The sequence below is a fragment of the Azospirillum agricola genome (genome assembly GCF_017876095.1).
Lineage (GTDB): Bacteria > Pseudomonadota > Alphaproteobacteria > Azospirillales > Azospirillaceae > Azospirillum > Azospirillum agricola.
Genome location: NZ_JAGINM010000016.1, coordinates 35,418 through 62,150, shown reverse-complemented (window position 1 = coordinate 62,150; position 26,733 = coordinate 35,418). Strand labels below are relative to the sequence as shown.

Below are 26,733 nucleotides of genomic sequence, written 5' to 3'. Positions count from 1 at the left end.
TATAAAAATCTCCTTGCGGGGAACTGTCGTCCCTGTTTATATAGCGATCACTACAAAAACACCAACCCACAAACACACCCCAAACACGAGGAGGCCGACATGGCCGAGTTTTCCAAGGCCGAGTTTTCCGGCAAGAACATCCTGGTCCTGGGCGGCAGCCGGGGAATCGGCGAGGCGATCGTCCGGCGCTTCGCGGCGGGCGGCGGCAGCGTCGCCTTCACCTACGCCGGCTCGAAGGACGCGGCCGCGACGGTCGCCGCCGCCACCGGTGCCGAGGCGCTTCGCACCGACAGTTCCGACCGTGACGCGCTGATCGCGACGGTGGCCGGGCGCGGCGCGCTCGACGTGCTGGTGATCAACGCCGGCACGCTGGTGATGGGCGATCCGCTGACCCTGGATCCCGACGCGGTGGACCGGATGATCGACGTCAACGTTCGCGCTCCCTACCACGCGGCGGTCGAGGCGGCGCGGCGGATGAACGACGGCGGCCGTATCGTCGTCATCGGCTCGGTCAACGGCGACCGCATGCCCTTCGCCGGCGGGGCCGCCTACGCGCTGACCAAATCGGCGGTCCAGGGCATGGTGCGCGGGCTGGCGCGTGATTTCGGCGCGCGCGGCATCACCGTCAACGCCATCCAGCCCGGTCCGACCGACAGCGACATGAATCCGGCCGACGGCCCGATGGCGGAAGCCATGCACGGCTTCATGGCGATCAAGCGCCACGCCCACGCGAGCGAGATCGCGGAGTTCACCGCCTTCGTCGCCGGGCCGCACGGCGCGATGATCACCGGCTCGCTCCAGACCATCGACGGCGGTTTCGGCGCCTGACGTCGCCGTCCGGGGGGGCCGCCGCTTTCCATCCAGAGGAAAAACCGGCGGCCGCGCCTGGACGGCCGGAACCGGGCCGTGCTGTCTCGGGGCGTCCGTCACGTCCCGCGCGGGAGCAGCCCATGGCATCGGCCGTCACCTCCGTCATCCTCGTCCACGGCGCCTTCGCGGACGGGTCCTCCTGGAACCGGGTGATCCCGCTGCTCCAGGCCCAGGGGCTCGACGCGGTCGCCGTGCAGAATCCGCTGACCTCGCTGGAGGAGGATGTCGCCCATGTCCAGCGCGCCATCGACCGCGCCAAGGGGCGGGTGGTGCTGGTCGGGCATTCCTGGGGCGGGGCGGTCATCACCCAACTCGGCGATCAGGACAAGGTGGCGGCGCTGGTCTATGTGGCGGCCTTCGCGCCCGCCGCCGGGCAGTCGCCGAACGATACGCTGAAGCCCTACCCCCCGTCGCCCGGCCTGTCGAGCGTGTCGGCCGACAGGGCGGGCTTCCTGTTCCTGACGCCGGACAGTCTGGCGAAGACTTTCGCCCAGGATCTGCCGGCGTCCGAGGCGGCGCTTCTGGCGGCGGTCCAGGGGCCGGTCGCCGCCGTCTGCTTCCGCGGCAAGGTGACCGCCGCCGCCTGGCAGGCCAAGCCGTCCTGGTATGTCGTCGCCAGCGAGGACCGGATGCTGCCCCCGGCCTTCCTGCGCGACACCGCCGCGCGGATCGGCGCCCGGACGGTGGAGGTCGAGGCCGGCCATCTGCCGCATCTGTCACGGCCGGAGGCGGTCGTCGCCGTGATCGTCGAGGCGGCCCACGCTGGTTGAATGGTGCCGGGTGATCCGCAGGAGTTCAGCGCCCAGTGAAGACCGCCGGCCGTTTCTCGATGAAGGCGGTGATGCCCTCGCGGATGTCCTCGGTTGCCGCCATGCGGGCGAACTGGCTGGCCTCGACCGCCAACCCTTCGTCGATCGACAGGTTCAGGCCGCGCGTGACGCTGGCGAGGCAGGCGGCGACGGCGAGCGGCGACCGGGCGGTCAGTTTGGCGGCGAGGGCGCGGGCGGCGTCCATCAGCCGCTCATGAGGAACGACCTCGTTGACGAGGCCGATGTCACGCGCGGTCCGGGCGTCGATCGGATCGCCGGTCAGCAGCATGGCGAGCGCGCGCTTGCGGCCGATCAGGCGGGGCAGCCGCTGGGTTCCGCCGTAGGGCGGCGCGAAGCCGAGCCTGATCTCCGACTTGGCGAAGGTCGCGCGGTCGCTGGCGATGGCGAGCGGGACCGCCTCCGTCACCTCGCAGCCGCCGCCGAAGGCCAGCCCGTTGACGGCGGCGATGATCGGCTTGGGGAAGGCCTCCAGCCGGCTGGTCAGACGCTGGCCCCGGCGGACGAACTCCCGCAGCGCGGTCTCCGGCCCGGCGAAGACGGCGCCGGAAAAGTCGTGGATGTCGGCGCCGGCCGAGAAGGCGCGCTCGCCGGCCCCGGTCAGGATGACCGCGCGCAGGGCATCGTCGGCCTCGATGAAGTCGAGCAGGTCGTGAAGCCGGTCGATGGTCGCGAAGTCGATGGCGTTGAGCGTGTCGGGGCGGTTGAGCGTCAGCGTCGCAACCGCTCCGTTGATGGTGAGGAGAACCTTGTCGTCCATGATCGGGATCCGTGCGTTGGGCCTTGCGGTGCGGCAAGACTGGCCCGTGGCCGGCGGCCCGGCAAACGACTTCCCCTCATCGTCGGGTGAGCCGGGCGCATCACACCGGCGGCAGGAGGGAGTCCGCCGCCAGCTCGCCCGCCAGCTCCCCACGGATCCAGTCGCGGAAGATGCGCACCTCCGGCCGGGCGAGCGACGCCGGGGCGCAGACCAGCCAATAGGCGGTCGCCGTCGGCACCGGCGGCCCCAGGACCTCGACCAGGGTTCCGGCTTCCAGATCGGGATCGACGAGCGGGCGGCGGCCCAGCGCGATTCCCAACCCCTGCGCCGCGGCGTTGAGCGCGTACTGGATGGTGTCGAAGCGCAGCCCGCCGCGCAGGTCCAGTTCGCCGCAGCCGCGCGCCTCCGCCCAGCAGGCCCAGTCGTCGCGCACGCTGGTGACGTGCAGAAGCGGCAGCTTGCCCAAATCCGCGATGGTCCGGACGCGGCCGGCCAGCTCCGGCGCGCAGACCGGCACCAGCGATTCCGTCACCAGATGCAGGGCGTCGAGGTCGGGCCAGGGGCCGCTGCCCATGCGGATGGCGAGGTCGATTCCGTCGCGCGGAAACTCCACGGGCCGGTGGGTGGTGTCGAGCGTGAGGGCGATGTCCGGGTGGCGGGCCTTGAAGCGCCCGAGGCGCGGCATCAGCCAGCGCAGCCCGAAGGTCGGCGCGGCGCTCATCGACAGCGTTCCGCGCGCGCCGCGTTCGGGCAGCGCCCGCGTCGCCTGCGCCAGCAGGTCGAGCGCGGCGCGGACCTGCGCGGCGTAGGCCGTCCCGACGTCGGTCAGGGCGATGGTCCGGTTGCCGCGCGCGAAGAGCGGGTTGCCGATCCAGTCCTCCAGCGCCTGGACGCTGCGGCTGACCGCGCTGGGGGTGAGGCCCAACTCGTCGGCGGCGCTCTTGAAGCTGAGATGCCGCGCGGCGGCCTCGAAGACCCGCAGGGTGGAGAGTGGGGGAAGGCGGTAGGTCATGGCGGGGGCGAGTCGATCATCAAACGGTGCCGACGCGCAAGCGCCCCCTGCCTTTCGGAACGCTTCCTAAAGCGCTGCCCCCGGCACTACGATGCCGGACTCAAGGATGATCAAGGAGCCGGTTCCTGATGGACAGCCTGACCGACCCCGCGCACCCCGCCCCCACGCAGCCCGACACGGCCCAGGCCGCGACTCCGCCCCCGGCGCCCTCTCCGGTGAAGGTGACGCGCGATCCGGAGGGGACGCGCGCCCGCATCCTCGCCGCCGCGACCGAGGAGTTCGCCCGGCATGGGCTGGGCGGCGCCCGCGTCGACCGCATCGCTGAGGCGGCCGGCACCAACAAGCGCATGCTCTACTACCATGTCGGCAACAAGGAGAGCCTCTATCTGGCGGTGCTGGAGGGCGCCTACGAGCACATCCGCGCCACCGAGCGCCAGCTCAGCCTGGAGACGCTGACCCCGCCGGACGCCATCGCCCGGCTGATCGGCTTCACCTGGCAGTATTTCATCGACCATCCCGAATTCATGGCGCTGTTGAACATCGAGAACCTGCACCGGGCGGAGCTGCTGAAGGATTCCGACAAGGTGCCGTCGATGCATTCGCCCTTCGTGCAGCTCATCGCCGACGTGCTGGAACGCGGCGTCGAACAGGGGATGTTCCGCCCCGGCGTCGATCCGGTGCAGCTCTACATCTCCATCGCCGGCCTGTCCTATTTCTACCTGTCGAACGTCCACACCCTGTCGGTGATCTTCCGCCGCGACCTGATGGCGGAGCCGGAGAAGGCCGCCCGGCTGGCCCACATGGTCGAGCTGGTCCTCCAGTCGCTGCGCGCCTAGCCGTTCAGACAGCAAACCATCCGCTACCACCATTTTCTTTGTTGACGACATCCGTGTGTCGGCCGTACTTTTAACCAGCCGGTTAAAACATGGCGGCCGCCTCCGAAAGGAACCGCCCCAGCCACCGGCGGGAGGAGACGCATGGATCGTCGCTCAAGCTCCGGCGCAGCTCTGCGCCTGCTCAATTCCGACTGGTTGCGCCCCATTCTGCTGATCGTCCTGATGCTGATCCTGTGGGATTTGGCGGTCCGCATCTTCGGGGTGCCGGCCTATCTGGTGCCCAAGCCCGGCGACGTCGTTCTGGCGATGATCCAGGATTGGGACCGGCTGCTGGCCGAATCCGTCCCCACCATGACCGCGACGCTCGGCGGTTTCGCGCTGTCGGTGCTGTTCGGCATCCCGATCGCCATGCTGATCGCCGGGTCGCGCACGGTGGAGGCCTACATCTATCCCTTGCTGGTCTTCTCGCAGTCGATCCCCAAGGTCGCCATCGCGCCACTGTTCGTGGTGTGGTTCGGCTTCGGGCTGATGCCGAAGGTCATCGCCGCCTTCCTGCTGGGCTTCTTCCCCGTCGTCGTCTCGGCGGTGCAGGGCTTCAAGTCGGTGGATGGCGAGATGATGGATCTGGCGCGCTCGATGAAGGCGTCGCGTTTGCAGACCTTCCAGATGGTGCGGCTGCCGCACGCGCTGCCGGCGATCTTCGCCGGGCTGAAGGTCTCGATCACGCTGGCCGTGGTCGGCGCGGTGGTCGGCGAGTTCGTCGGCTCGAATTCCGGGATCGGTTTCGTCCTGCAACGCTCGATCGGCAACTTCGAGCTGCCCCTGATGTTCGCGGCGCTGACCGTGCTGGCGCTGATGGGCGTGGTCCTGTTCTGGGTCATCGACGTGCTGGAGCGGGTCGCCATTCCCTGGCACGCCAGCCAACGGCAGAACGCCGGGCACTGATCCTTTTCAATCATTTGAATCACCGACAAGACCCCGGTCAACGGGCGCTCCATCGATCACTCGTGGGAGGAAAACCGTCGTGATGAAAAAGACCGCCTTGATGAAAACGGCCGCCGTCGCGCTCTGCGCCTTCGCCGCCTCGACCCTGTCGGCCCAGGCCGCCGACAAGGTGACGCTGATGCTGAACTGGTACGTCTACGGCGAGCACGCGCCCTTCTATTACGGCAAGGACAAGGGGCTCTACGAGGCCGAGGGCATCGACCTGGAGATCCAGGAGGGCCGCGGCTCGGCGGTGACGACGCAGCTCGTCGCCAGCAAGGGCGTCACCTTCGGCTACGTCGACGTGCCGACGATGATCAAGGCGGCGGCCAAGGGCGCGCCGGTGACCTCGCCGGGCGTGCTGTTGCAGACCAGCCCGATGTCGGCGATGGGCTTCACCGACAAGAACATCCGCAAGCCCGAGGACATCAAGGGCAAGATCGTCGCCATGACGCCGGGCGACAGCATGTCGCAAATATGGCCGCTGTTCCTCAAGAAGACCGGCCTGAAGGAGCGCGACTTCGAGGTCGTGTCGGGCGACGCGCAGACCAAGCTGAACGCCGTCATCAACGGCCAGGCCGACCTGCTGCTCGGCTATGTCATGGACCAGAGCATGAAGATCAAGGACGCCACCGGCAAGTCGGTGACGCCGATCCGTTTCGCCGACTACGGCGTCAACATGGTCTCGTCGGGCATCATCGCCAACACCGCGACGCTGAAGGACAACCCCGACCTCGTGAAGCGCTTCATGGCCGCGACGACCAAGGCCATCGAGGGGGCGGAAAAGGCGCCGAAGGAGGCGGTCGACGCCATCCTGAAGGCCAACCCCAAGGGCGGCAAGCCGGACACCCTGCTGGAGGGCTTCGAGCTGACCATCCCACTCTACCGCACGGCGGAGACCAAGGCGATGCGGCCCTTCCAGGTGACCGACGCCAACATGAAGGACAGCATCGACCTGCTGGTGGAATACGGCGGCCTGGACGCCTCGGCCAAGCAGGACCCGAAGAAGTTCTACACCCGCGACTTCCTGCCGGCCGACCCGGCGGCCGCCAAGACGCAATGACCGGATGACGCCGCCGATCAACGAGCCGACGGCCGAAAATCCGGCGACCGAAGAGCCGAGGACCGACGAGGAGACGCACGGCATGGCACAGCCGCAGTTGAAGCTGGTGGGCGAGGCGGAGACGCAGCGTCTGTCCGGCGAGCCGTTGATCCGGATCGACGGCGTGAGCAAGACCTACCGCACCCGCGACGGCGAGGTTCCCTCGCTCCGCCCGATCAGCTTCGACGTGCGGCCGGGCGAGTTCCTGGTGATCGTCGGCCCGTCGGGCTGCGGCAAGTCCACGCTGTTGAAGATGCTGGCCGGGCTGCTGCCGGTCACCGCCGGCACCATCCGCATCGAGGGCGACACGGTGACGGAGCCGCACGACGACACCGGCATCGTGTTCCAGAGCCCGACCCTGCTGGCCTGGCGGTCTGTCCTGCGCAACATCATGCTGCCGGTCGAGGTCCGCCGCCTGCCGCGCGAGAAGTATCTGGAGCGCGCCCTGAAGCTGGTCGAGATGACCGGGCTGAAGGGGTTCGAGAACAAGTATCCGTGGCAGCTCTCGGGCGGCATGCAGCAGCGCGCCGCCCTGTGCCGGGCGCTGGTGCACGACCCGAAGATCCTGCTGATGGACGAGCCGTTCGGCGCGCTCGACGCCATGACGCGGGAACGCATGAACGTCGAGCTTCAGCGCATCCAGCACGAGACCGGCAAGACGGTGATCCTCATCACCCACTCCATCCCCGAGGCGGTGTTCCTCGCCGACCGGGTGATGGTGATGTCGGAACGGCCTGGCACCATCGCCGCCACCTACGACGTCCCGCTGCCGCGCCCGCGGACGCTGGACGTCATGGGCGACCCGGTGTTCGTCCAACTGACCCAGAAGATCCGCGCGCATTTCGCGGCGCAGGGTCATCTGGACTGAGGCGACCGCCGGCCAACGCGTTCCCCCACACTGACCCTCCCTCGCCCGGCGGGGGAGGGGGTTTTTCCGGCCCACTCCCGCCCAGCGGGGGAGGGAGGGAACCCGTGCGCCGGCACGGGAAAGGTGGGGCAAGGCTTCATCACAGGGACACATTCCATGCCCGCCCCCCGTCTCCGCATCCGCGCCATCGAGCTGTACGAGCGGCCCGTCCGTTTCGTGAAGCCCTTCCGCTTCGGCGCCGTGACCGTCGAGGCGGCCCCGCAATCCTTCGTCCGCGCCCAGGTGTCGGTCGAGGGCAGGGGCGAGGCCTGGGGCGCCACCGCCGAGATGATGATGCCGAAATGGTTCGACAAGCGGCCGGACCAAAGCCCCGCCGACACGGTCGAGGGGCTGCGCCGCTCGCTGCGCTCGGCCCGCGACGGCTATCTCGCCGACGACCGCCTCGACACCGCCTTCGGCCACGCCGCCGCCTTCACCCCGACGGAGGTGCCGAAGCTCGCCGCCGCCTACGGCCCGGCGCAGATCGACAAGGCGGTGCTCGACGGGCTGCTGCGGGTGCTGGGCGCCAACGTCTTCGACGGGCTGCGCGCCAACCTTGTCGGGCTCGATGCGCGGCTGACGCCGGACCTTGCCGGGGTGGACCTCGACGCCTTCCTGGCTGGGCTGGAGCCTTTGCCCGTGGTGGAGCTGCGCCACACGGTCGGCTTGCTCGACAGCCCGGAGAGTCTGCGGGCGCTGCTGGCCCGCTCGTCGCTGCGCTGGTTCAAGATCAAGCTGGGCGGCGACGTCGCCGCCGACATCGACCGGCTGACCGGGATCGCCGCCGTGCTCGACGCGGCCGTCCCCGGCTACCGCGCCACGCTCGACGGCAACGAGCAGTACGCCGACGCCGACCATGTCGCCGAACTGCTGGAACGGCTGGAGCACGGACCGGCGCTGGCCGGGCTGCGCCGCGCGCTGGTCCACATCGAACAGCCGATCACCCGCGACGCGGCGCTGGCCCGGCCGCTGGGGGCGCTCGCCGAGCGCGTCCCCTTCATCATCGACGAGTCCGACGACGACTACGACGCCTTCCCGCGCGCCCGCGCCATGGGCTATCGCGGGGTGTCGTCGAAGGCCTGCAAGGGCCTGTACAAGGCCATCCTCAACCGCGCCCGCTGCACGGTCTGGGGGGCGCCGCACACCCTGTCCGCCGAGGATTTGACCTGTCAGGCCGGCCTGTCGGTGCAGCAGGACACGGCGCTGGTGGCGCTGCTCGGCCTGAGCCACGCCGAGCGCAACGGCCACCAGTATGGCGGGGGCTTCGGCACCGCCGCCGAGGGGGACGCCTTCCTCGCCGCCCACCCCGGTTTCTACATCCGCGACCCGGACGGTTCGGTCCGGCTCGCCACGGAGAATGGGCGCCTGTCCACGGCGCCGCTCTCCGCCCCCGGTTTCGCCCGCGCGGCCGAGCCCGCGTGGGACAGCCTCCTTCCCATCCACTCCACCCCCGTCCAACCCGCTTAAAGAGCCTTCCTAGGGAGTCCTACCCATGAGCACGCAACGCCTCGGGATCATCATGCACGGCGTGACCGGCCGGATGGGGATGAACCAGCACCTCATCCGCTCGATCCTCGCCATCCGGGCGCAGGGCGGCGTCACCCTGTCCGACGGCTCGCGCGTCATGCCCGACCCGATCATCGTCGGCCGCAACGCCGAGAAGATGCGCGAGCTGGCCCAGTGCCACGGCATCGAGCGCTGGAGCGACAACGTCGACGCCGCGCTGGAGAACCGCGAGGACACCATCTTCTTCGACGCCGGCACCACCCAGATGCGCCCGACCCTGCTGGAGAAGGCGATCCGCGCCGGCAAGCACGTCTATTGCGAGAAGCCCATCGCCACCAACCTGGAAGCGGCGCTCGGCATCGTCCGCCTCGCCGAGCAGGCCGGGGTGAAGAACGGCACCGTGCAGGACAAGCTGTTCCTGCCCGGCCTCCAGAAGCTGCGCATGCTGCGCGACAGCGGCTTCTTCGGCCGCATGCTGTCGGTGCGCGGCGAGTTCGGCTATTGGGTGTTCGAGGGCGACTGGCAGCCGGCGCAGCGCCCCTCCTGGAACTACCGCGAGGAGGACGGCGGCGGCATCATCCTCGACATGATCTGCCACTGGCGCTACGTGCTCGACAACCTGTTCGGGCCGGTCAAGAGCATCTCCTGCCTGGGCGCCACCCACATCCCGGACCGCTGGGACGAGAACGGGAAGCGCTATGACGCCACCGCCGACGACGCCGCCTACGCGATGTTCGAGCTGGAGGGCGGGGTGATCGCCACCATCAACTCCTCCTGGTGCACGCGCGTCTACCGCGACGATCTGGTGACCTTCCAGGTCGACGGCACCAACGGTTCGGCGGTCGCCGGCCTGACCGACTGCGTGATCCAGCCGCGCCAGGGCACGCCGCGCCCGGTGTGGAACCCCGACCAGAAGCAGACCATGGACTTCTACGACACCTGGCAGCCGGTGCCGGACAACCAGCCCAACGACAACGGCTTCAAGATCCAATGGGAGTCCTTCATCCGCCACGTCGTCGAGGACGCGCCCTACAAGCACGGTCTGATCGAGGGCGCCAAGGGCGTGCAGCTCGTCGAATGCGCGTTGCAGAGCTGGAAGGAGCGCCGCTGGGTCGACGTTCCGTCGCTGACCGCCTGACACGCCGCCTTCCACCTTGCCCCTCCCCCGGCTTGACGGGGGAGGGGATGGCTTCCCCCCGGAGTCCACCGCCATGGCCCTGACCATCCGCCTGCCGCGTGCCGACCGCACGCTCGAAACCTACGAACTGGCCCCCGCGCGCGGATTTCCGGCCCGCACCGACCGGCCTTTGGCCCGCGTCGCCTACGCCGCCGCCCACATGGTCGCCGACCCGTTGGCCGAGGGCGATCCCTGGCTGACCCCGGCCATCGACTGGGACCGCACCATCGCCTTCCGCGAGCATCTGTGGGATCTCGGCCTCGGCGTCGCCGAGGCGATGGACACCGCCCAGCGCGGCATGGGGCTCGACTGGCCGACCTCGCTGGAGCTGATCCGCCGCTCGCTCAGCGCCGCCAAGGCGCGTGGCACGCAAAATGGAAAGGGGGCCGTCGTCGCCTGCGGCGCCGGCACCGACCATCTGCCGCCGGAGAACGCCCGGACCATCGACGACGTGATCCGCGCCTACGAGGAGCAGATCGAGGCGATCGAGGCGCTGGACGGCCGCATCATCCTGATGGCGTCGCGCGCGCTGGCCCGCGTCGCCAAGGGTCCCGACGATTACGCCCGCGTCTACGGCCGCATCCTGTCCCAGGTGAAGCAGCCGGTGATCCTGCACTGGCTGGGCGACATGTTCGACCCGGCGCTGGCCGGCTATTGGGGCACCGCCGACCTCGACGCCGCGATGGACACGGCGCTCGGCATCATCGGCGACTTCGCGCCGAAGGTCGACGGCATCAAGATCTCGCTGCTCGACAAGGAGAAGGAGATCGTCATGCGCCGCCGCCTCCCGGCCGGCGTCCGTATGTACACCGGCGACGACTTCAACTACGCCGAGCTGATCGCCGGCGACGGCGAGCTGCATTCCGACGCGCTGCTCGGCATCTTCGACGCCATCGCCCCGGCGGCGGCGGCGGCGCTGGCCGAGCTGGCCGACGGCAACGAGGCCGGTTTCCACGACATTCTCGCGCCGACCGTGCCGCTGTCGCGCCATATCTTCAAGGCGCCGACCCGCTTCTACAAGACCGGCGTGGTCTTCATGGCCTACCTGAACGGCCACCAGGACCATTTCACCATGGTCGGCGGGCAGGAGAGCACGCGCTCCACCCAGCACCTCGCCGAACTGTTCCGGCTCGCCGACAAGGCCGGGCTACTGACCGACCCGGAACGCGCCGCCAGCCGCATGGCCGCCGTCCTCGCCGTGCGGGGGCTGTGACGATGCGCGATTTCTCGGCCGATCACCGCTGGCTGTCGATCAACACCGCCACCGTGCGCAAACAGGGCGATCTCCTCCAGATCATCGAGGCCTGCCACCGCCACGGCATCCGCGCCATCTCGCCCTGGCGCGACCAGGTGGCCACGGTCGGGCTCGACGCCGCCGTCCGCGCGGTGCGCGGCGCCGACCTCCAGCTCTCCGGCTATTGCCGGGGCGGCATGTTCCCGGCCGACGAGGCCCACCGGGCGGAGATGCGCGACGACAACCGCCGCGCGGTGGACGAGGCGGCGGCGCTGGGCGCCGTCTGCCTCGTGCTGGTGGTCGGCGGCCTGCCGCAATACTCCCGCCCCGGCTCGGCGCCCAGCAAGGACCTCGCCGGCGCCCGCGCCCAGGTGGAGGACGGCATCGCCGAGCTGCTCGACTACGCGCGCAAGGCCGGCATGCCGCTCGCCATCGAACCGCTGCACCCGATGTACGCCGCCGACCGTGCCTGCGTGAACACGATGGGGCAGGCGCTGGACATCTGCGACCGGCTCGACCCGGCGCGCAGCGGGGCGCTGGGGGTGGCGGTGGACGCCTACCATGTCTGGTGGGACCCCGACCTCCAGGCGCAGATCCGCCGCGCCGGCAAGGAGCGGCTGCTGGCCTTCCATGTCTGCGACTGGCTGGTGCCGACCACCGACCTGCTGCTCGACCGCGGCATGATGGGCGACGGCGTCATCGATCTGCCGCAGATGCGCGGCTGGGTCGAGGCTTGCGGCTTCGCCGGCTATTCGGAGGTCGAGATCTTCTCGGCGAACACCTGGTGGGAACGCCCGATGGACGAGGTGCTGTCCACCTGCATCGAGCGCCACCGCAGCGTCGTCTGACCGCCCATGCCTTGATCGCCGGGCCTGACCGCCGGGAGGCGCGGTCTTTACGGTTGGCTAACGCGAGCGGTGCCATAGTCCGCCCCAGGTGACGGCCGTCGAATCGGGGGCCGTCGAACCAGGGGGGAAACGGTGCATCCCGACATGGCGCTTCTCGACCCTCCCGTCCGTCCAGCGGTGCGCGCAACCTCCGCCGCGCTGCGGCTGACGGTGGCCGGCACGGCGTGGTCGCTGCCGATGGAGGCGGTCCACGCCATCGCCGAAGCCGGCGAGGGGAGCGCCTCGCCGACGCCGCTGCCCCTGGCCGAACCGCCGATTGAGGGGGTGGCCGCCGTCGAGGGGCGCCCGGTTCTCCAGATCGACCTGGCCCGGGCACTGGCCGGTGGCCCGGATGCTCCGTCCGGCACCGGCCGGATTCTCGTCGTCGCCGCCACCGAAGCGGGAGCCCTTGCCCTGCGGGTCGAGGACGCGCGCTGGGCCGGGGCTGCCACAGCGCCGGTGCTGGATCTTGGCACTTCGCTGCCCTGGACCGGCGACACCGTTCCAGTCGCCGCGTCGGCCCCCCGGCCGTGCCGCGGGGCCGACGCGATGCTTCCCCTGCTGCCGGTCCACCACGCCGGCGAGAGGGTCGCGCTGCGGATCGACCGTTTGGACCGGGTCGAGCGCCCCGATTCGCTGACTCCGGTGCCCGGATCGCGGGATGTGCTTCTCCGTTTTGGCGATGCGCTGCTGACGGCCCGGCCCCTGACGGGGGAGGGGGCCGGCGATGCTCCTTGCGCTCTGGTCCTGCGCGGCGACGCGCCCGGCGAGCAGGCGGCATTGCTGGTCGAGCGGGCGCTGGGCGTCGAGCGCTGCCCGCTCGACCGCCTGACCGCCCTGCGGCATTCGGACGGCGTCGAGTCGCTGTGGTGGCGCCGGGAGGACGGGGAGCCCCTGCGCGTCATCGACCCCGGCCCGCTGTTCGGCTGGGCCGCCACGGCGGGCGGCGAAGGCCGCGTCGGCGAGGCGGCGCGTTGGACACCGCCCCGCCCCGCCCGTCCGGATGTTCTGGAGGTGGAGATCGCCGGGCATGCCGTGGCTTTCCCCTTGGCGCTGGTCGCCGGGGTCGATGAGGCGTCCTTTGCCGGCGGCCCCGCCCGTCTGCGGCTGGCCGGGATGCGGCGGGCGCTGCCGGTCGATCGCCTGCGGCCGCTGGCAACGGACGGTACCGTCGGTTGGCGGAGCCTGACCGCGCTGCCACCGTCCGTTGCCCCGCTGTTCGACGCCGCGCGCTGGGACGCGGCGGCCATGCGCTGGCGGTTCCGGGTGAACGCCGACAGTTTGACGCGAATTCCGGGAAACCGTGTAGCATGGCCGGCGAAACGGGCGCTGGCGGCGGCCCGGCGGGTCTGGGGCGGCGGCTCCTAGGTTCCGGTCCGGTGCGTCCTCTCTCCCGTCGATCGAATCGAACCTGCCGGTGACCGCCTGATCATGACCGTCAAGACCAAGCTGCGCCTTGCCTTCCTGCTGATGATCGTGCTGTTCGGGCTGTTCGGGGCGGTGGCCCTGAAGGCGCTGTCGCTGGTCGGCCACGACATCGAGCACATCGCCGGAGACGTCCTGCCCAGCGTGGTGGCGAGCAACGCCATCAACACCGCGACCAGCGACTATCGCGACTACGAGCTGCTGCACATCCTCAGCATCGACCCGGCCGAGCGGAGGGAGTACGAAACCCAGCTCGCCAAGCTCAAGGACGACATCGCGCTGTGGCGGTCGCGCTACGAGCCGCTGGTCGATACGCCGGAGGAAAAGGCGCGCTACGCCAACTTCTCGCGCGACTACGCCACCTACCTCGCCGGCAGCGCCCGCCTGCTGGAGGCCTCGGCAAAGGGCGCGGGTGGCGAGGCGCTCGGCATGGTCAAGGAGGCCAACCGCCTTTTCGGCGCCTTCAGCGACGATCTGGTCGAGCTGGTGCGCCTGGCCCAGGCCGACAGCGAGCGGACCAGCCAGGACGCCGCCCGGGTGGTGTCGCGCGGGCGGACCGTCATCATCGTCGGGCTGACCATCGGCATCGGCTTCGCGCTGTTCTGCATGTGGCTGGTCGAGACGATGATCGCGCGGCCGGTTGCCGGGCTGACCGGAACCCTGCGGCAGGTCGGCAGCGGCGACCTGTCGGTCGAGGTCGGGCAGACCGACCGCGCCGACGACATCGGCCAGATGGCCCGCGCCACCGAGGCGACCATCGTCGCGGTCAAGGGGCTGGCCGGCGACGTCGGCACGCTGGTCGACGCCGCCCAGTCCGGCGCCCTGTCGGTGCGCGCCGAGCGCGGGCAGCACCAGGGCGAATACGCCGTGCTGGTCGGCGGCCTCAACGAACTGATCGAAACCCTGACCAGGCCGCTGTTCGAGGTGGTGTCGGTCATGCAGCTCCTGTCGGCCGGCGACCTCCAGGGCCGCATGACCGGCAGCTACGAGGGCGACCTGCGGGCGCTGAAGGCCAACATGAACCGCAGCCTGGACGGGCTGGTCAACCTGCTGGGCGAACTGGCGGACCTCGCCGGGCGGATGGCTGGCGGCGATCTGACCGGCGCCGTCGCCGGCTCCTACCAGGGCGACTTCGCCGTGCTGAAGGGCAACGTCAACCGCGCGCTGGAGCAGATGCGCGGCCTGATCGGCCACATCGCCGACGACACCGTGCAGATCGCCGCCGCCGCGACCGAGACCTCGGCCGCCGCCCGGCAGGTCGCCGAGCTGTCCGACCGCCAGCTGATGAGCCTGACCGCCGTGGCCGGCGCCGTCGGCCAGACCGCCCAGTCGGTCGAGGAGATCGCCGCCAACGCCGGCCGGGGCCGCGACCTCGCCACCGCGACCGCCGGACTGGCGGAGGAGGGGCGGGTCAAGCTGGCCCACCTGTCCGGCGCCGTGGAGCGGATCGCCGCCGCCCATGACAAGATCGAGCGCATCGCCGGCACCATCACCCGCATCGCCGACAAGACGCACATCCTGTCGCTGAACGCCGGCATCGAGGCCGCCCGCGCGGGCGAGCAGGGGCTGGGCTTCGGCATCGTCGCCCAGCAGATCGGCCGACTGGCGGAGGACGCGGCGCTGGCGGTGCGCGACATCGAATCGATCGTCGCCGAATCGGCGCAGACGGTGCGCGAGGGGGTGGCGACCGCCGGGGAGGCGCGCGGCTCGATCGAGCGCATCGCCGAGGCGGCACGCGACAGCGGCGGCGCCGTGCAGGCGATCTCCGCCGCCATGGCGCAGCAGAGCGTCGCCGTGCAGGAGTTGGTCCGCCAGCTGGGCGAGCTGCGCGCCGGCAGCGAGGGCAACGCCGCCGCCGCCGAGGAGATCAGCGCGACGATGGAGGAGCTGGCCCGCATGGTCCACCGGGCGCGCGACCAGGTCGGCCGCTTCCGGTTGGCCTGACGGGTCGGAGGGAACATGGCCAAGCCCGGGATCGTCACCCGCCTGAACAAGCTGCTGCTGCCGCTCGCCGGCTGCCTTCTGCTGGGCGGTGCCCTGTATCTGGAGGGCAGCGCCTACCAGACCGCCGGGGCCGAGGCGCTGGAGAGCGGCTGGCGGGTGCTCGGCTATGCGCTCAGCATCGGGCTGATCCTGTCGCTGGCGACGCTCGTGCAACGGCTGGTGCAGTACGTGGTGCTCGACGGGCTGGTGGCCAGCGCCATGGGCGGGCCGGTGCCGCGCCTGCTCAGCCAGCTGTCGGGGTTGCTGATCTTCCTGCTCGCCTTCGGGGCGATCGCCGGCTTCGTCTTCAAGCAGGATCTGACGGTGCTGTGGGCGGCGTCGGGCGTCGCCGGCGTCGTGCTCGGCATGGCGCTGCGCGAGCTGCTGCTCGACATCTTCACCGGGCTGGCGCTGAACCTCGACCGGCCGGTGAGGATCGGCGACCATGTGCGGCTGCACAAGGCCGGGGACGAGACGTTGCAGGGCCGCATCGTCGAGATCAGCTGGCGCAGCACCCGGCTGAAGGACGACATGGGCAACCTCGTGATCGTGCCCAACAGCCGCATTGCCGCCTCGACCATCACCAACCATTCGATGCCGGAGCCCTGGCTGGAGTTCATGGTGCCGCTGGTGCTCGACGCCGGGGTGCCGGCCGAGCGCGCCCTGCGCATCCTGGAGGCGGCGGTGATCGAGGCGTCACTGGCCTTCGCCACGCCCACCGCCCCGCCGCCCTACATCCGGGTCCGCGCCATCACCCTGAACGGGGTCGAGTACGGCGTCTATTTCAACCCGCCGGTGGAGAAGCGCTTCCGCGCGCGCTCGATCGTGCTGGAGCATGTGCTGCGCCACCTCGACCGCGCCGGCCTGCGTCCGGCCTGGCCGAAGGGCGAACGGGCGTCCGGCGATCCGGAAACCGCCGCTTGGCGGTCGGTCGAGGCGGACGGCCTCACCCGGCTGCTCGCCGCCACCGCGCCGCTGAACGCGCTGGACACCGACGATCGCGTGGTTCTCGCCGGAGCGATCCGCCTGCGCCGGCTGCCGGCCGGACTGACGCTGGTCCAGGCGGGGGAGACCGCCGTCGCCGTCCATCTCGTCCTCGAAGGGTTGCTGGCCGCCGAACCGGCGCGCGGGCGCGGCGCCGGTGCCGCGCCGGTGCCGCTCGGTCCGGGGCGGCTGGTGGGGGCGGGAGCCTTGCTGCTTGGCGGCGCCCATGGCGAGACGGTGCGCTGCCGGACCGAGACGCTGGTTGGAGAGATCACGATGGACACGCTGCGCCTCGTGCTGGAACGGCGACCGGAGGCGGCGGAGGCGCTGAGCCGGGCCGCCGCGGCGCTTCTGACCGGCGAGGGCGCCGGGGGCCGTGCCGGGGAGGCCGATCTGGCCGCCGACATCCTGTCCAACCTGCGGCGGGCCACCGGGCTGGGCCGGCTGGTGGCCGCCCGTTAGCCCGGCGGAATGGACCGGCCGGGTGGTCGGGCCGGGATTCGTTCGGGAGGATTGCGTCTTCACCCATGGGCCGGCGGTGGCTAAAATGGAGCCCTGGCCGGCAATGCAGGGTGGTGGCGTGCTGAAATTGGCCTTTCTGCTGATCGGCCCCGGAGCCTTCCGGTCGCAATGGTCCGTCCTCGCCCTTGCCGGTGCCGCGCTGATGGGGTTGGCCCTGCTCCTCGCCGCCAGCGCCTGGGCGGGCAGCGCGTGGGATTGGGTCGAATGGATGACCTACGCGGCGCTGGGCCTGGTGTTCGTCGCCAACGGCCTTCTCGCGCTGCTCGCCGGCGTCTTCGCGACGGAGCGTGTCGAGCGCCGTCTCGGCGCGGCGAAGGCCGCCGCCTCCACCATCGCCGGCGGCCTGATCCTCCTCACCCCGTTCCAGAGCGGCTGGGCGCTCGCCCTGCTGTTCGCCGTGGCGCTGGCCCTGGACGGGGCGGCGCGCGTGGTCTCGACGCTGCTCTACCGCTATCCCGGCTGGCGCCCGATCGTCGCCTGCGGCGTGGTCGAGCTGGTCCTGGCGCTGATGATCCTCATGGGTTGGCCGCTTCCCCAGGACCGCAACATCCCGCTGTGTGTCGGGCTGTTCATCGGGTTGTCCGGCTGGCTCCTGCTGCGGCTGGGCGTGATGCTGCGGGACCTGGAGGACGAGGCCGCCATCCTCATGCTGCCGGTCTTTTCCGGCCGGGGCTGGTACGACAACGCGCCGATCCTGATCGGCGCCGACCCGCCCCGTCTGGACGAGGAGCCCCCGCTGGTGGTCCGCGTCTGGACCCCGGCCGGGTCGATCGGCGAGCGGGCGCGTCGTCCGCTGATCGACCGCTACATCGCGGCGGTCGACCGGAACGGGATCATCTCCACCGGGCACAGCGCGCTGGAGATGGCGCCCGACCTCTACATCAGCCATTACCCGGCCGTCGAGATCGACCACACTGGCCAGAGCCTGCTCAAGACGCTGAGCTCCAAGCCGGAGAACGACGTCGAGGGCCGCTTCCTCGCTTCCTACGCCGAGGAGGTCGCCTCCTGGTGCGAGGCCGACGCCAGCGTCGAGTTCCGTCGATTCAGTCCTCGCCGCCTGCGCGTGTTCTGGGCCGGCTACCGCCAGGACAACCGCTACAACCTGACCAACCGCAACTGTTCGGTGGTCGTGGCCGCCGCGCTCGACGCCGCGCTGGAGGGGGTGCTCGCCGACCGCGCCCCCTGGCTGCGTCTGGCCCGCCTGCTGGCGGACCCGGATCTGTGGGTGGCGGCGCTGATCCGCAGCCGGGCGTCGTCGATGACCTGGACGCCCGGCCTCGTGCTCGATTACGCGCGGACCCTGGCCCGCATCGTGGAGCGGCGCGACCTCTCCTGGGCTGGACGCTTCCGAGACTTCCTGGCGCGGCTGCGCGCCGCCGACACCAGCGTGGGAGCTGTGGCATCGTGACCGGAACCGACACCCTTTCCGAAAACCCCGGCGCCGGAGGAGGCGGGGCCGCCCTGCTGTCGCGCGCCGCCGTCATCGCCATCGCGATGATGTTCGGCCTGACCTACAGCCTGAGCGCCGGATTGATCGCCCTCGATCTCGCGGCCCGGAACCTGAGCGAGACCTTCATCGGCGCCAACGCCGCGATGCACGCGCTGGGCGTGCTGGCCATGGCGGTGCTGCTGCCGCGAATCGTCGCGGCGCTGGGCATCCGCCGCCTGGTCGTCGGCGCGCTGGTCCTGGCGGCGCTGGTGCTGGCCGCCTTCCCGGCCACCCCGATCTGGCTGTGGTTCCCGCTGCGCATCCTGCTGGGGGCGGCATCGGAGGCGCTGTTCGTGCTGTCGGAGACCTGGACCAACAGCCTGAGCACGGAGGCGACGCGCGCCCGCGCCATGGCGGTCTACACCGCCGCCCTGTCGGTCGGCTTCGCGCTGGGGCCGCTGATGCTGTCGGTCATCGGCGCGGGCGGGGCGGCGGCCTATCTCGCCGGCGCCGGCGTCGCCCTGCTGGCGGCCCTGCTCGTCGCCTCGCCGAAGGTGCGGGCGCCTGCCTTCGACCGGCCGTCCCGGGAAAGCCCGCTCCACTTCATCCGGCTGGCGCCGGTGGCGATGGGGGCGATCATGCTGAACGCGGCGATCGAGACCGCCGGCCTGTCCTTCCTGGCGATCTACGCCACGCAGCTCGGCTGGCCGGAGAGCGGCGCCACCCGGCTGATGACGTGCATGATGGTCGGCGCCATCCTGCTGCAACTGCCGATCGGCTGGCTGGGCGACAAGATGGACCGCATGAAGCTGGTCGTCCTGCTGGCGGCCGGCGCCACCCTCGGGGCCCTGCTCTGGCCTTTCGCCCTGGCCAGCGAGGCCGCCACCTACGCCCTGCTGTTCGTCTGGGGCGGCGCCTTCGTCGGCATCTACACCATCATGCTGGCTGTGGTCGGCAGCCGTTTCCAGGGGTCTGAGCTGGTCGGCATCTACGCCGTCATGGGGCTGATGTGGGGGGTGGGCGCGCTGCTCGGGCCGGTCCTGGCGGGGCTCGCCATGGATCTGGTTCCGCATGGGCTGGCTTTCTTCGCCGCGGCGGTGTGCTTCGTCTTCGTCGCCTCGGTGATGGCGGGGCGGCGGACGGCGTGAAGCCTCACCGCGCGTTCAGGGTCCGCACCGCCATCGCCGCCGCCGCGGCGCGGTTCTCGACGCCGAGCTTGGCGTAGATCTGCTCCAGATGCTTGTCGACCGTGCGCGGGCTGAGGCCGAGGATCTCGGCGATGTCGCGGTTGGGCTTGCCGTTGGCGACCCACATCAGCACCTCGGCCTCGCGGGCGGTCAGGGCCAGCTTCTGCTTCAGCCGCGCGTCCTCGCCGGCGCCGGTCTCGTCGGTCAGTTGCAGCAGCAGCTCGTCGGGGCCGGTCTGGCCGACCGGGCTGATGCGCAGCCGCAGGCCGGTCGCCTCGGCGGTGATCACCACCGTGTCGGGCTTGCGGCCCGGTCCGTTGCGCCGCCGTTCCTCCAGCCAGACCCGCGCCTCTTCCGGCAGGGTGAAGCCCGGCTGGGAATCGTGACCGAAGGCGGCTTCCAGCATACGGCTGGTCTGCGGCGTGCACCACAGCACCTCCCCCCGGTGGTTGGCGGCCAGCAGATAGCGGCCGGTGACGTCGAGCGCGGCGCGCGTGCTCTGGGCGACGCGGGCGTTGGCGAGATGGGCGTACATGCGGGCGATCAGCGCCTCGGCGACGATCGGCTTGGTGACGTAATCGACGCCGCCGGCCGAGAAGCCCTTCAGGATGTGCTCGGTCTCGGTCAGGCCGGTCATGAAGATGACCGGGACATGGGCGACCGCGCTGTTGCGTTTCAGCCGCCGGCAGGTCTCGAAGCCGTCCAGGCCGGGCATGATCGCGTCCATCAGGATGACGTCGGGGGTCACCTGTTCCAGCAGCGTCAGCGCCCGGCGGCCGTCGAGCGCCACCAGCACCGTCACCCCGGCCTCTTCCAGCGAGTCGGTCAGGAAGCTCAGCGCCTCGGGCGAATCGTCGACGACGAGGACGACGTCACGTGGTTTCATGTCCGGGGGCTTCGTCAGGGCTGTCATCACGGTGCACCGCCTCCAGCGTGGCCATGTATTGGTTCAGGTCGTAGTTGGCGACCAGCGTCCGCATCCGCCCGACGAAGGCGCCGAGGTCGGGGTGCGCCGCCGCGATCTCCGCCAGCTTCGCCTGCATGCCGCGCACGTAGCCGATGCGGCCGAGATGCAGAAGCTCGGCGATGTGGTGCTGCGGCGGCAGGTCGGACTCAGCGAAGCCGGGCCGGGCGGCCGTGGCATCGCCGGGCGGTGCCGGCTGCTCGTACTCCCAGGCGATCGGGCGCAGCTTGCCCAGGCAGGCCAGCAGCTTCGGGATCGACACCGGCTTGGCCACGAAGCCGTCGTGCGGCGCTTCCGGCGGCAAGGCGGCGGGAGACAGGGCGGCGCGGTCCTCGCGGGTGTCGGCGGAGACCATGACGATGGTGGCGGCTTCGTGGCCGGTCCGCCGCAGCAGCCGAGCGACCTCCCAGCCGTTCAGGCCGGGCATGGAGATGTCGAGCAGGATGATGTCCGGCCGGTGCTGCTCGGCCAGCGTCAGGCAGCTCGGTCCGTCCGCCGCCTTGACGACGGTGAAGTCCAGCTCGCCGAGGATCTCGCCGATCAGGTTGCGGTGGGCCATGTCGTCGTCGGTGACCAGCACGGTCAGCCGCCGCCCGCTGTAGCCGCGGATCAGATGCTCCGGCTGGGCGGGGGCCGCCGACAGCATCGCCGCCGACATCATCAGCCGCACCTTGAAGCGGCTGCCCCGGCCGACCTCGCTGGTCACGGTGATCTCGCCGCCCATCACTTCGGTCAGCAGCTTGGTGATGGTCAGGCCGAGCCCCATGCCGGGCACCATCTGGTTCGCCGCCGCCCCGCGCTCGAAGGGTTCGAAGATGCGCTCCAGATCCTCCGGCGCGATGCCGGGGCCGGTGTCCTCGACCTCGAACTCGGCGATCTGGCTGCGGTGGCGCACGCGCAGCGTCACCACGCCGGATTCGGTGAACTTGATGGCGTTCGACAGCAGGTTGATGACGATCTGGCGGATGCGCCCCTCGTCGGTGACGACGACCGGCGGCAGCTCCTCGACCGGTTCGAAGCGGAATTCGATGCCCTTGGCCTCGGCCTGGAGGCGGAACATGCTGACGAACTGATCGAGCAGCTCGACGAAGCGCACCTCGCCTCGGTTGAGCTGGAGGCGCCCGCCCTCGATCTTCGACACGTCGATCAGCCCGTCGAGCAGGCCCGACAGATGCTCGGCGCTGCGGCGGATCACCTTCACCGCGTCGGCCCGGTGCGGCGGGATGGCGGGGTCGCGCTCCAGCATCTGGGCGTAGCCGAAGATGGCGCTCAGCGGCGTGCGGAACTCGTGGCCGATGCCGACCAGGTAGCGGCTCTTGGCGAGGTTGGCGGTCTCCGCCGCCTCCTTGGCCTTCTGGAGCTGGGCATCGGTCTGCTCGTGGGCGGCGATCTCCTGCATCAGCAGGGCGGTCTGCTTGTGGGATTCCTCCTGCGCCACGCGGCGGCTCTCGCGCGCCAGCACGAACAGCCAAGTGGCGACCCCGGCGACGATCATCAGGATGAAGAAGACCTTCCACAGCGTGCTGCGGATGACGGCGCGGGAGTCCTCGTTGACCGCCGCGACCTCGAAATAGACCAGCGCCAGCACCGCGCCGATGGCGATGGCGAGCAGCAGCAGAACGCCGAGATAATGGCCGAACCGTGCCTTCAGGGCGCTCGCCGCGCGGACCGGCAGCAGCGCGTCGAGGAAGCGGCGGAGCTGCACGCCGAGCCGCGCCTCGCTCTTGCAGCCGTCGCCGCAGCGGGCGTCGAGCGAGCAGCAGAGCGAGCAGATCGCCCCGGCATAGACCGGGCAGAAGGCCATGTCCTCCGGTTCGAAGGCGTGCTCGCAGATGCGGCAGCGGATCGCCTCCTCGCGGTTCCAGCCCTCGAACGGGCGGCGCGCGATGTAGTACTCGCCGCGCGTGGCCCAGGCGATCAGCGGGGCGGCGGCGAAGGCCGTGGCGAAGGCGAGGAAGGGTGCGTAGCCCTTCAGGGTCGGCCCGAACAGCCCGAGGAAGGCCGGCACCGAGGCGACGGCCGCCAGCCCCATGGCGCCGACCCCGACCGGGTTGATGTCGTAGAGATGGGCGCGCTTGAACTCGACCTGCGGCGGGCTGAGCTTGAGCGGCTTGTTGACCACGAGGTCGGCGACCAGCGCGCCGATCCAGGCCGCCGCGAAGCTGGAATAGAGGCCGAGCACCGGCTCCAGCGTCTTGTAGACGCCGAGTTCCATCAGCATCAGCCCGATGACCACGTTGAACACCACCCAGACCACCCGGCCCGGATGGCTGTGGGTCAGCCGGGAGAAGAAGTTCGACCAGGCGATCGAGCCGGCGTAGGTGTTGGTGACGTTGATCTTGATCTGCGACAGTACGACGAACAGCCCGGTCAGCCCGAGGGCGAGCTGCGGCGACGGCGTCACGTACTGGAAGGCGGCAAGATACATGCGGGTCGGCTCGGCCGCCTGCTCCAGCGGGACCGCGTGGTTCAGCGCCAGCACCGCCAGGAAGGATCCCAGCAGCATCTTCAACGCGCCGATGACGATCCAGCCTGGCCCGGCGGCCAGCAGCGCCGCCCACCAGCCGAACCGGCCGCGCCAGCCGCCCTCCTTCGGCGTCTGCGGCAGGAAGCGGATGAAATCGACCTGCTCGCCGATCTGCGCGGTCAGCGAGAAGACCACCGAGGCGGCGGCGCCGAACAGCGCCACGTCGAAGGCGCCGCCGGCACCGCCGCTCTGGATGCCGGTGAAATCGGCCCATTGGGTGAGGGATGCGCGGTCCTGGACGGCGATGAACAGGAAGGGCAGGGCGTGCAGCGCCAGCCAGACCGGCTGGGTCCACAGCTGGATGCGGCTGATGACCGTGAAGCCGAAGGCGACCAGCGGGATGACGACCAGCGAGCTGACGACGTAGCCGGCGGCGAGCGGCAGGCCGAACACCATCTCCAGCGCGGTCGCCATGATCGCCGCCTCGATGGCGAAGAAGATGAAGGTGAAGGAGGCGTAGATCAGCGAGGTGATGGTCGAGCCGATGTAGCCGAAGCCGGCGCCGCGCGTCAGCAAATCCATGTCCACCCCGTAGCGGCTGGCGTAGACGCTGATCGGCAGGGCGGTGGTGAAGATCAGGAGGGCGGTGGCGAGGATGGCCAGGGTGGCGTTGGTGAAGCCGTAATTCAGCGTGATCGCCCCGCCGATGGCCTCCAGCGCCAGGAAGGAGATCGAGCCCAGCGCCGTGTTGGCGACCCGCAACGGCGACCAGCGCCGCGCCTTCCGCGCGGTGAAGCGCAGGGCATAGTCTTCGAGCGTCTGGTTGGCGACCCAGCGGTTGTAGGTTCTGCGGACCGCGACCACCCGTTGCTGGTTCGCCATGGCATCTCTTCGGTTTGTTCGATCAACAAACTGTAAGCGGGTCTCTCTTGAGGATGTCAGGCGGACGTCTTTCTGTACAGCGGCGGTGACGGGCGAAAATCCACAAAAAAAGATCGAGTAAAAAGGCCGATGCTCATCACGCGATGACCGGCCGTCTCCGCTCGCCTCTTGGTGGTTCACGGATTGGTGGCAGCGGTGATTTGGACCATCCTATAACGATTTGCGGGTACGTACCCCTATACGCAAATCCACGTATTGCTGCGATGCACCACTGGCCCGACCATCGGCCCCGTTGATACGGCGCCGCTTCCGCCGATCCCCCGCCTTTCAAAAAGACAAATCGCCCACATCAGGAGGTTCCATGTCCTCGGATAAGACCAATGGCGGCCTGCGTTCGCCGTTCCGGCGCAAACTCCTCCTCGGCATGGCGGCGCTGCCCGCCGTCGGCCTTCTGACGCGCAACGCCGCCGCCCAGGCGCTGGCGACCGACGCGGTCAACACCACCAAGCTGGCGGTCACCGACAGCACGGTGAAGGTCGGCATCCTGCACTCCACCACCGGCACCATGGCGATCTCCGAGACCGGCTCGGTGCAGGCGGAGAAGCTGGCGATCGCGCAGATCAACGAGATGGGCGGCGTGCTCGGCCGCAAGATCGAGGTCATCCAGGAGGACGGCGCCAGCGACTGGCCGACCTTCGCCGAGAAGGCCCGCAAGCTGCTGGTCGAGGACAAGGTCGCCGCCGTGTTCGGCTGCTGGACGTCCGCCTCGCGCAAGGCGGTGCTGCCGGTGTTCGAGCAGTACAACGGCATGCTCTACTACCCGACCTTCTACGAGGGTCTGGAGCAGTCGAAGAACGTCATCTACACAGGCCAGGAGGCGACCCAGCAGATCCTCGCCGGGCTCGACTGGGTGTCGAAGGAGAAGGGCGCCAAGAGCTTCTTCCTCATCGGCTCCGACTACATCTGGCCGCGCACCTCGAACAAGATCGCCCGCAAGCACATCGAGAAGAACGGCCAGAAGGTCGTCGGCGAGGAGTATTTTCCGCTCGGCCACACCCAGTTCAATTCGGTCATCAACAAGATCAAGCTGACCAAGCCGGACGTCATCTACGCCTCGGTGGTGGGCGGCTCGAACGTCGCCTTCTACAAGCAGCTCAAGGCGGCGGGCATCAACCTGGAGAAGCAGACCCTGATGACCATCTCGGTCACCGAGGACGAGATGCTCGGCATCGGCGGCGAGAACATCGCCGGCGCCTACGCCTGCATGAAGTATTTCCAGTCGCTGAAGAATCCCAACAACGAGAAGTTCGTCGCCGCCTTCAAGAAGATGTGGGGCGGCGAGAGCGTCATCGGCGACGTGACCCAGGCGGGCTACCTGGGGCCGTGGCTGTGGAAGCTGACGGCGGAGAAGGCGCAGAGCTTCGACGTCGACAAGATCGCCGCGGCCTCGGACGGCATCGAGTTCACCGGCGCGCCGGAGGGCTACGTCCGCATCCACGCCAACCATCATCTGTGGAGCAAGACCCGTGTCGGCCGCGCCCGCATGGACGGCCAGTTCGACATGGTCTACGAGACCGCCGACCTGATCGAGCCGGATCCCTTCCCCAAGGGCTACCAGTAAGGGCGCCTGCGGAAACGGCGGCCTTACGATCTCCGACACGTCATGCCCGTGCTTGGCACGGGCATCCACGCGCAAACCTCAAGTACGCCCGTGGATGACCGGGACGAGCCCGGTCATGACGGGGGAGCCTGGAGGCGGCCGCTTCCGCGTGGAGCCACAGGGCGTCCGGAGGTGCGTGCGCCACGCACGCCGCAGGAACACTGCACAGGAGTTCCCATCATGTTCGAGGGCTACAGCCTGGCCGAACTCGGCTCCATCTTTGCGATGCAGGGATTCGCCGGGCTCATTCTGTTCTCCGTCTTCGTGCTGATGGCGCTGGGCCTCGCCATCATCTTCGGGCAGATGGGCGTCATCAACATGGCGCACGGGGAATTCATGATCCTCGGCGCCTACGTGACCTACCTGTGCTCGACGCTTGTGTCGCAGCATGCGCCGGCCCTGTTCCCCTTCTACTTCTTCGTCGCGATGGCCCTCGCCTTCGTCGCCAGCGGGCTGCTCGGCATGCTGGTGGAGTGGGGCATGATCCGCTTCCTCTACAAGCGGCCGCTCGACACGCTGCTGGCGACCTGGGGGCTCAGTCTGATCCTCCAGCAGATCTTCCGCTCGGTCTTCGGCGCGCGCGAGGTCGGCGTCGTCCTGCCCGACTGGCTGATGGGTTCGGTCGCCGTCACCGACAGCATCGAGGTGCCGATCAACGGCCTGTTCGTCATGGCGCTGACCATCGCCATCACGGTGGTGATCTACGTCGTCATGTTCCGCTCGCGCTGGGGCCAGGGCGTGCGCGCGGTGATGCAGAACCGCACGATGGCCGGCGCCGTCGGCATCAACACCGAGAAGGTCGACCGCTACACCTTCGGGCTCGGCTGCGGCATCGCCGGGGTGGCGGGCAGCGCCTTCACCATGGTCGGCTCGACCGGCCCGACGTCCGGCCAGCTCTACATCGTCGACACCTTCCTGGTCGTCGTGTTCGGCGGTGCCCAGAGCCTGATCGGAACCATCGCCTCGGCCTTCACCATCTCGCAGGCGCAGTCGACGATGGAGTTCTTCCTCAGCGGCTCGACCGCCAAGGTCCTGACCCTGCTGACCGTCGTCGCCATCCTGATGCTGCGCCCGCAGGGCCTGTTCGTCCTCAAAGTCCGCCGGTGAGGGGCAAACCATGAAGAAGAC

Annotated in this window: 21 protein-coding genes; 17 read left to right on the top strand and 4 right to left on the bottom strand. The window is 69.9% G+C overall.

Going from position 1 to position 26,733, the window contains the following annotated elements:
* Nucleotides 1-99 precede the first annotated feature (99 nt).
* Together bdcA and J2847_RS22315 are read left to right on the top strand one after the other, a co-directional pair.
* Nucleotides 100-828, top strand: coding sequence for an SDR family oxidoreductase (bdcA, locus tag J2847_RS22320; RefSeq protein ID WP_209781033.1), 729 nt, complete (start codon nt 100-102; stop codon nt 826-828).
* Nucleotides 829-950: 122 nt separating this feature from the next.
* Entirely contained in the window at nt 951-1,640 is a 690-nt protein-coding gene (locus J2847_RS22315; protein ID WP_209781032.1) for an alpha/beta fold hydrolase, read from the top strand.
* A gap of 25 nt (nt 1,641-1,665) precedes the next feature.
* Here the strand turns inward: J2847_RS22315 and J2847_RS22310 are convergent, their stop codons facing one another.
* The gene (locus tag J2847_RS22310) at nt 1,666-2,457 is read right to left on the bottom strand and encodes a crotonase/enoyl-CoA hydratase family protein (RefSeq protein ID WP_209781031.1); all 792 of its coding nucleotides are present in this window, start codon (nt 2,455-2,457) and stop codon (nt 1,666-1,668) included.
* 100 nt (nt 2,458-2,557) lie between these two features.
* Entirely contained in the window at nt 2,558-3,469 is a 912-nt protein-coding gene (gene gcvA / locus J2847_RS22305) for a transcriptional regulator GcvA (protein ID WP_209781030.1), read from the bottom strand.
* 128 nt (nt 3,470-3,597) lie between these two features.
* Here gcvA and J2847_RS22300 point away from each other — a divergent pair, with 128 nt between their 5' ends.
* From J2847_RS22300 to J2847_RS22240, 13 genes are all read left to right on the top strand, one after another.
* Nucleotides 3,598-4,305, top strand: a complete 708-nt coding sequence (locus J2847_RS22300) for a TetR family transcriptional regulator (protein ID WP_209781029.1) — start codon at nt 3,598-3,600, stop codon at nt 4,303-4,305.
* Nucleotides 4,306-4,446: 141 nt separating this feature from the next.
* Nucleotides 4,447-5,250 carry an ABC transporter permease gene (locus J2847_RS22295; protein WP_209781028.1) on the top strand — a complete coding sequence of 268 codons (804 nt, stop codon included), beginning with the start codon at nt 4,447-4,449 and terminating at the stop codon, nt 5,248-5,250.
* A 100-nt stretch (nt 5,251-5,350) separates the two neighbouring features.
* Nucleotides 5,351-6,352 (top strand): ABC transporter substrate-binding protein, encoded by a 1,002-nt coding sequence (locus J2847_RS22290; protein ID WP_209781027.1) that lies wholly within the window; start codon nt 5,351-5,353, stop codon nt 6,350-6,352.
* A gap of 4 nt (nt 6,353-6,356) precedes the next feature.
* Nucleotides 6,357-7,259 carry an ABC transporter ATP-binding protein gene (locus J2847_RS22285; protein WP_233474710.1) on the top strand — a complete coding sequence of 301 codons (903 nt, stop codon included), beginning with the start codon at nt 6,357-6,359 and terminating at the stop codon, nt 7,257-7,259.
* Between the two features lie 156 nt (nt 7,260-7,415).
* Nucleotides 7,416-8,765, top strand: coding sequence for an enolase-like domain-containing protein (locus J2847_RS22280; protein WP_209781026.1), 1,350 nt, complete (start codon nt 7,416-7,418; stop codon nt 8,763-8,765).
* A gap of 25 nt (nt 8,766-8,790) precedes the next feature.
* Nucleotides 8,791-9,942 (top strand): Gfo/Idh/MocA family protein, encoded by a 1,152-nt coding sequence (locus J2847_RS22275; protein WP_209781025.1) that lies wholly within the window; start codon nt 8,791-8,793, stop codon nt 9,940-9,942.
* A 73-nt stretch (nt 9,943-10,015) separates the two neighbouring features.
* A complete protein-coding gene (locus J2847_RS22270; protein WP_209781024.1) occupies nt 10,016-11,194 on the top strand; it encodes a dihydrodipicolinate synthase family protein in 1,179 nt (392 codons plus the stop codon).
* Between the two features lie 2 nt (nt 11,195-11,196).
* Nucleotides 11,197-12,063 carry a sugar phosphate isomerase/epimerase family protein gene (locus J2847_RS22265; protein ID WP_209781023.1) on the top strand — a complete coding sequence of 289 codons (867 nt, stop codon included), beginning with the start codon at nt 11,197-11,199 and terminating at the stop codon, nt 12,061-12,063.
* Between the two features lie 144 nt (nt 12,064-12,207).
* Nucleotides 12,208-13,470, top strand: coding sequence for a chemotaxis protein CheW (locus tag J2847_RS22260; RefSeq protein ID WP_209781022.1), 1,263 nt, complete (start codon nt 12,208-12,210; stop codon nt 13,468-13,470).
* A 63-nt stretch (nt 13,471-13,533) separates the two neighbouring features.
* Nucleotides 13,534-15,471 carry a HAMP domain-containing methyl-accepting chemotaxis protein gene (locus J2847_RS22255; RefSeq protein ID WP_209781021.1) on the top strand — a complete coding sequence of 646 codons (1,938 nt, stop codon included), beginning with the start codon at nt 13,534-13,536 and terminating at the stop codon, nt 15,469-15,471.
* Between the two features lie 15 nt (nt 15,472-15,486).
* Entirely contained in the window at nt 15,487-16,956 is a 1,470-nt protein-coding gene (locus J2847_RS22250) for a mechanosensitive ion channel domain-containing protein (RefSeq protein WP_209781020.1), read from the top strand.
* 103 nt (nt 16,957-17,059) lie between these two features.
* Nucleotides 17,060-18,424, top strand: coding sequence for a protease (locus J2847_RS22245; RefSeq protein WP_211114815.1), 1,365 nt, complete (start codon nt 17,060-17,062; stop codon nt 18,422-18,424).
* Nucleotides 18,421-19,593, top strand: a complete 1,173-nt coding sequence (locus tag J2847_RS22240; protein WP_325169460.1) for an MFS transporter — start codon at nt 18,421-18,423, stop codon at nt 19,591-19,593. Before J2847_RS22245 ends, J2847_RS22240 begins: the two co-directional genes overlap by 4 nt.
* Before the next feature lie 4 nt (nt 19,594-19,597).
* On the opposite strand, the gene J2847_RS22235 is transcribed toward J2847_RS22240, so the two are convergent.
* The gene (locus J2847_RS22235; protein WP_209781019.1) at nt 19,598-20,518 is read right to left on the bottom strand and encodes a response regulator transcription factor; all 921 of its coding nucleotides are present in this window, start codon (nt 20,516-20,518) and stop codon (nt 19,598-19,600) included.
* Complete coding sequence (locus J2847_RS22230; RefSeq protein ID WP_209781018.1) at nt 20,505-23,945, bottom strand: hybrid sensor histidine kinase/response regulator; 3,441 nt, start codon at nt 23,943-23,945, stop codon at nt 20,505-20,507. The genes J2847_RS22235 and J2847_RS22230 overlap by 14 nt, the downstream gene beginning before the upstream one ends.
* Nucleotides 23,946-24,306: 361 nt before the next feature.
* Between J2847_RS22230 and urtA the strand changes: the two genes are divergently transcribed.
* Both urtA and urtB read left to right on the top strand, forming a co-directional pair.
* A complete protein-coding gene (gene urtA / locus J2847_RS22225) occupies nt 24,307-25,566 on the top strand; it encodes an urea ABC transporter substrate-binding protein (RefSeq protein WP_209781017.1) in 1,260 nt (419 codons plus the stop codon).
* A 219-nt stretch (nt 25,567-25,785) separates the two neighbouring features.
* A complete protein-coding gene (gene urtB, locus J2847_RS22220) occupies nt 25,786-26,712 on the top strand; it encodes an urea ABC transporter permease subunit UrtB (protein WP_209781016.1) in 927 nt (308 codons plus the stop codon).
* Nucleotides 26,713-26,733 lie beyond the last annotated feature (21 nt).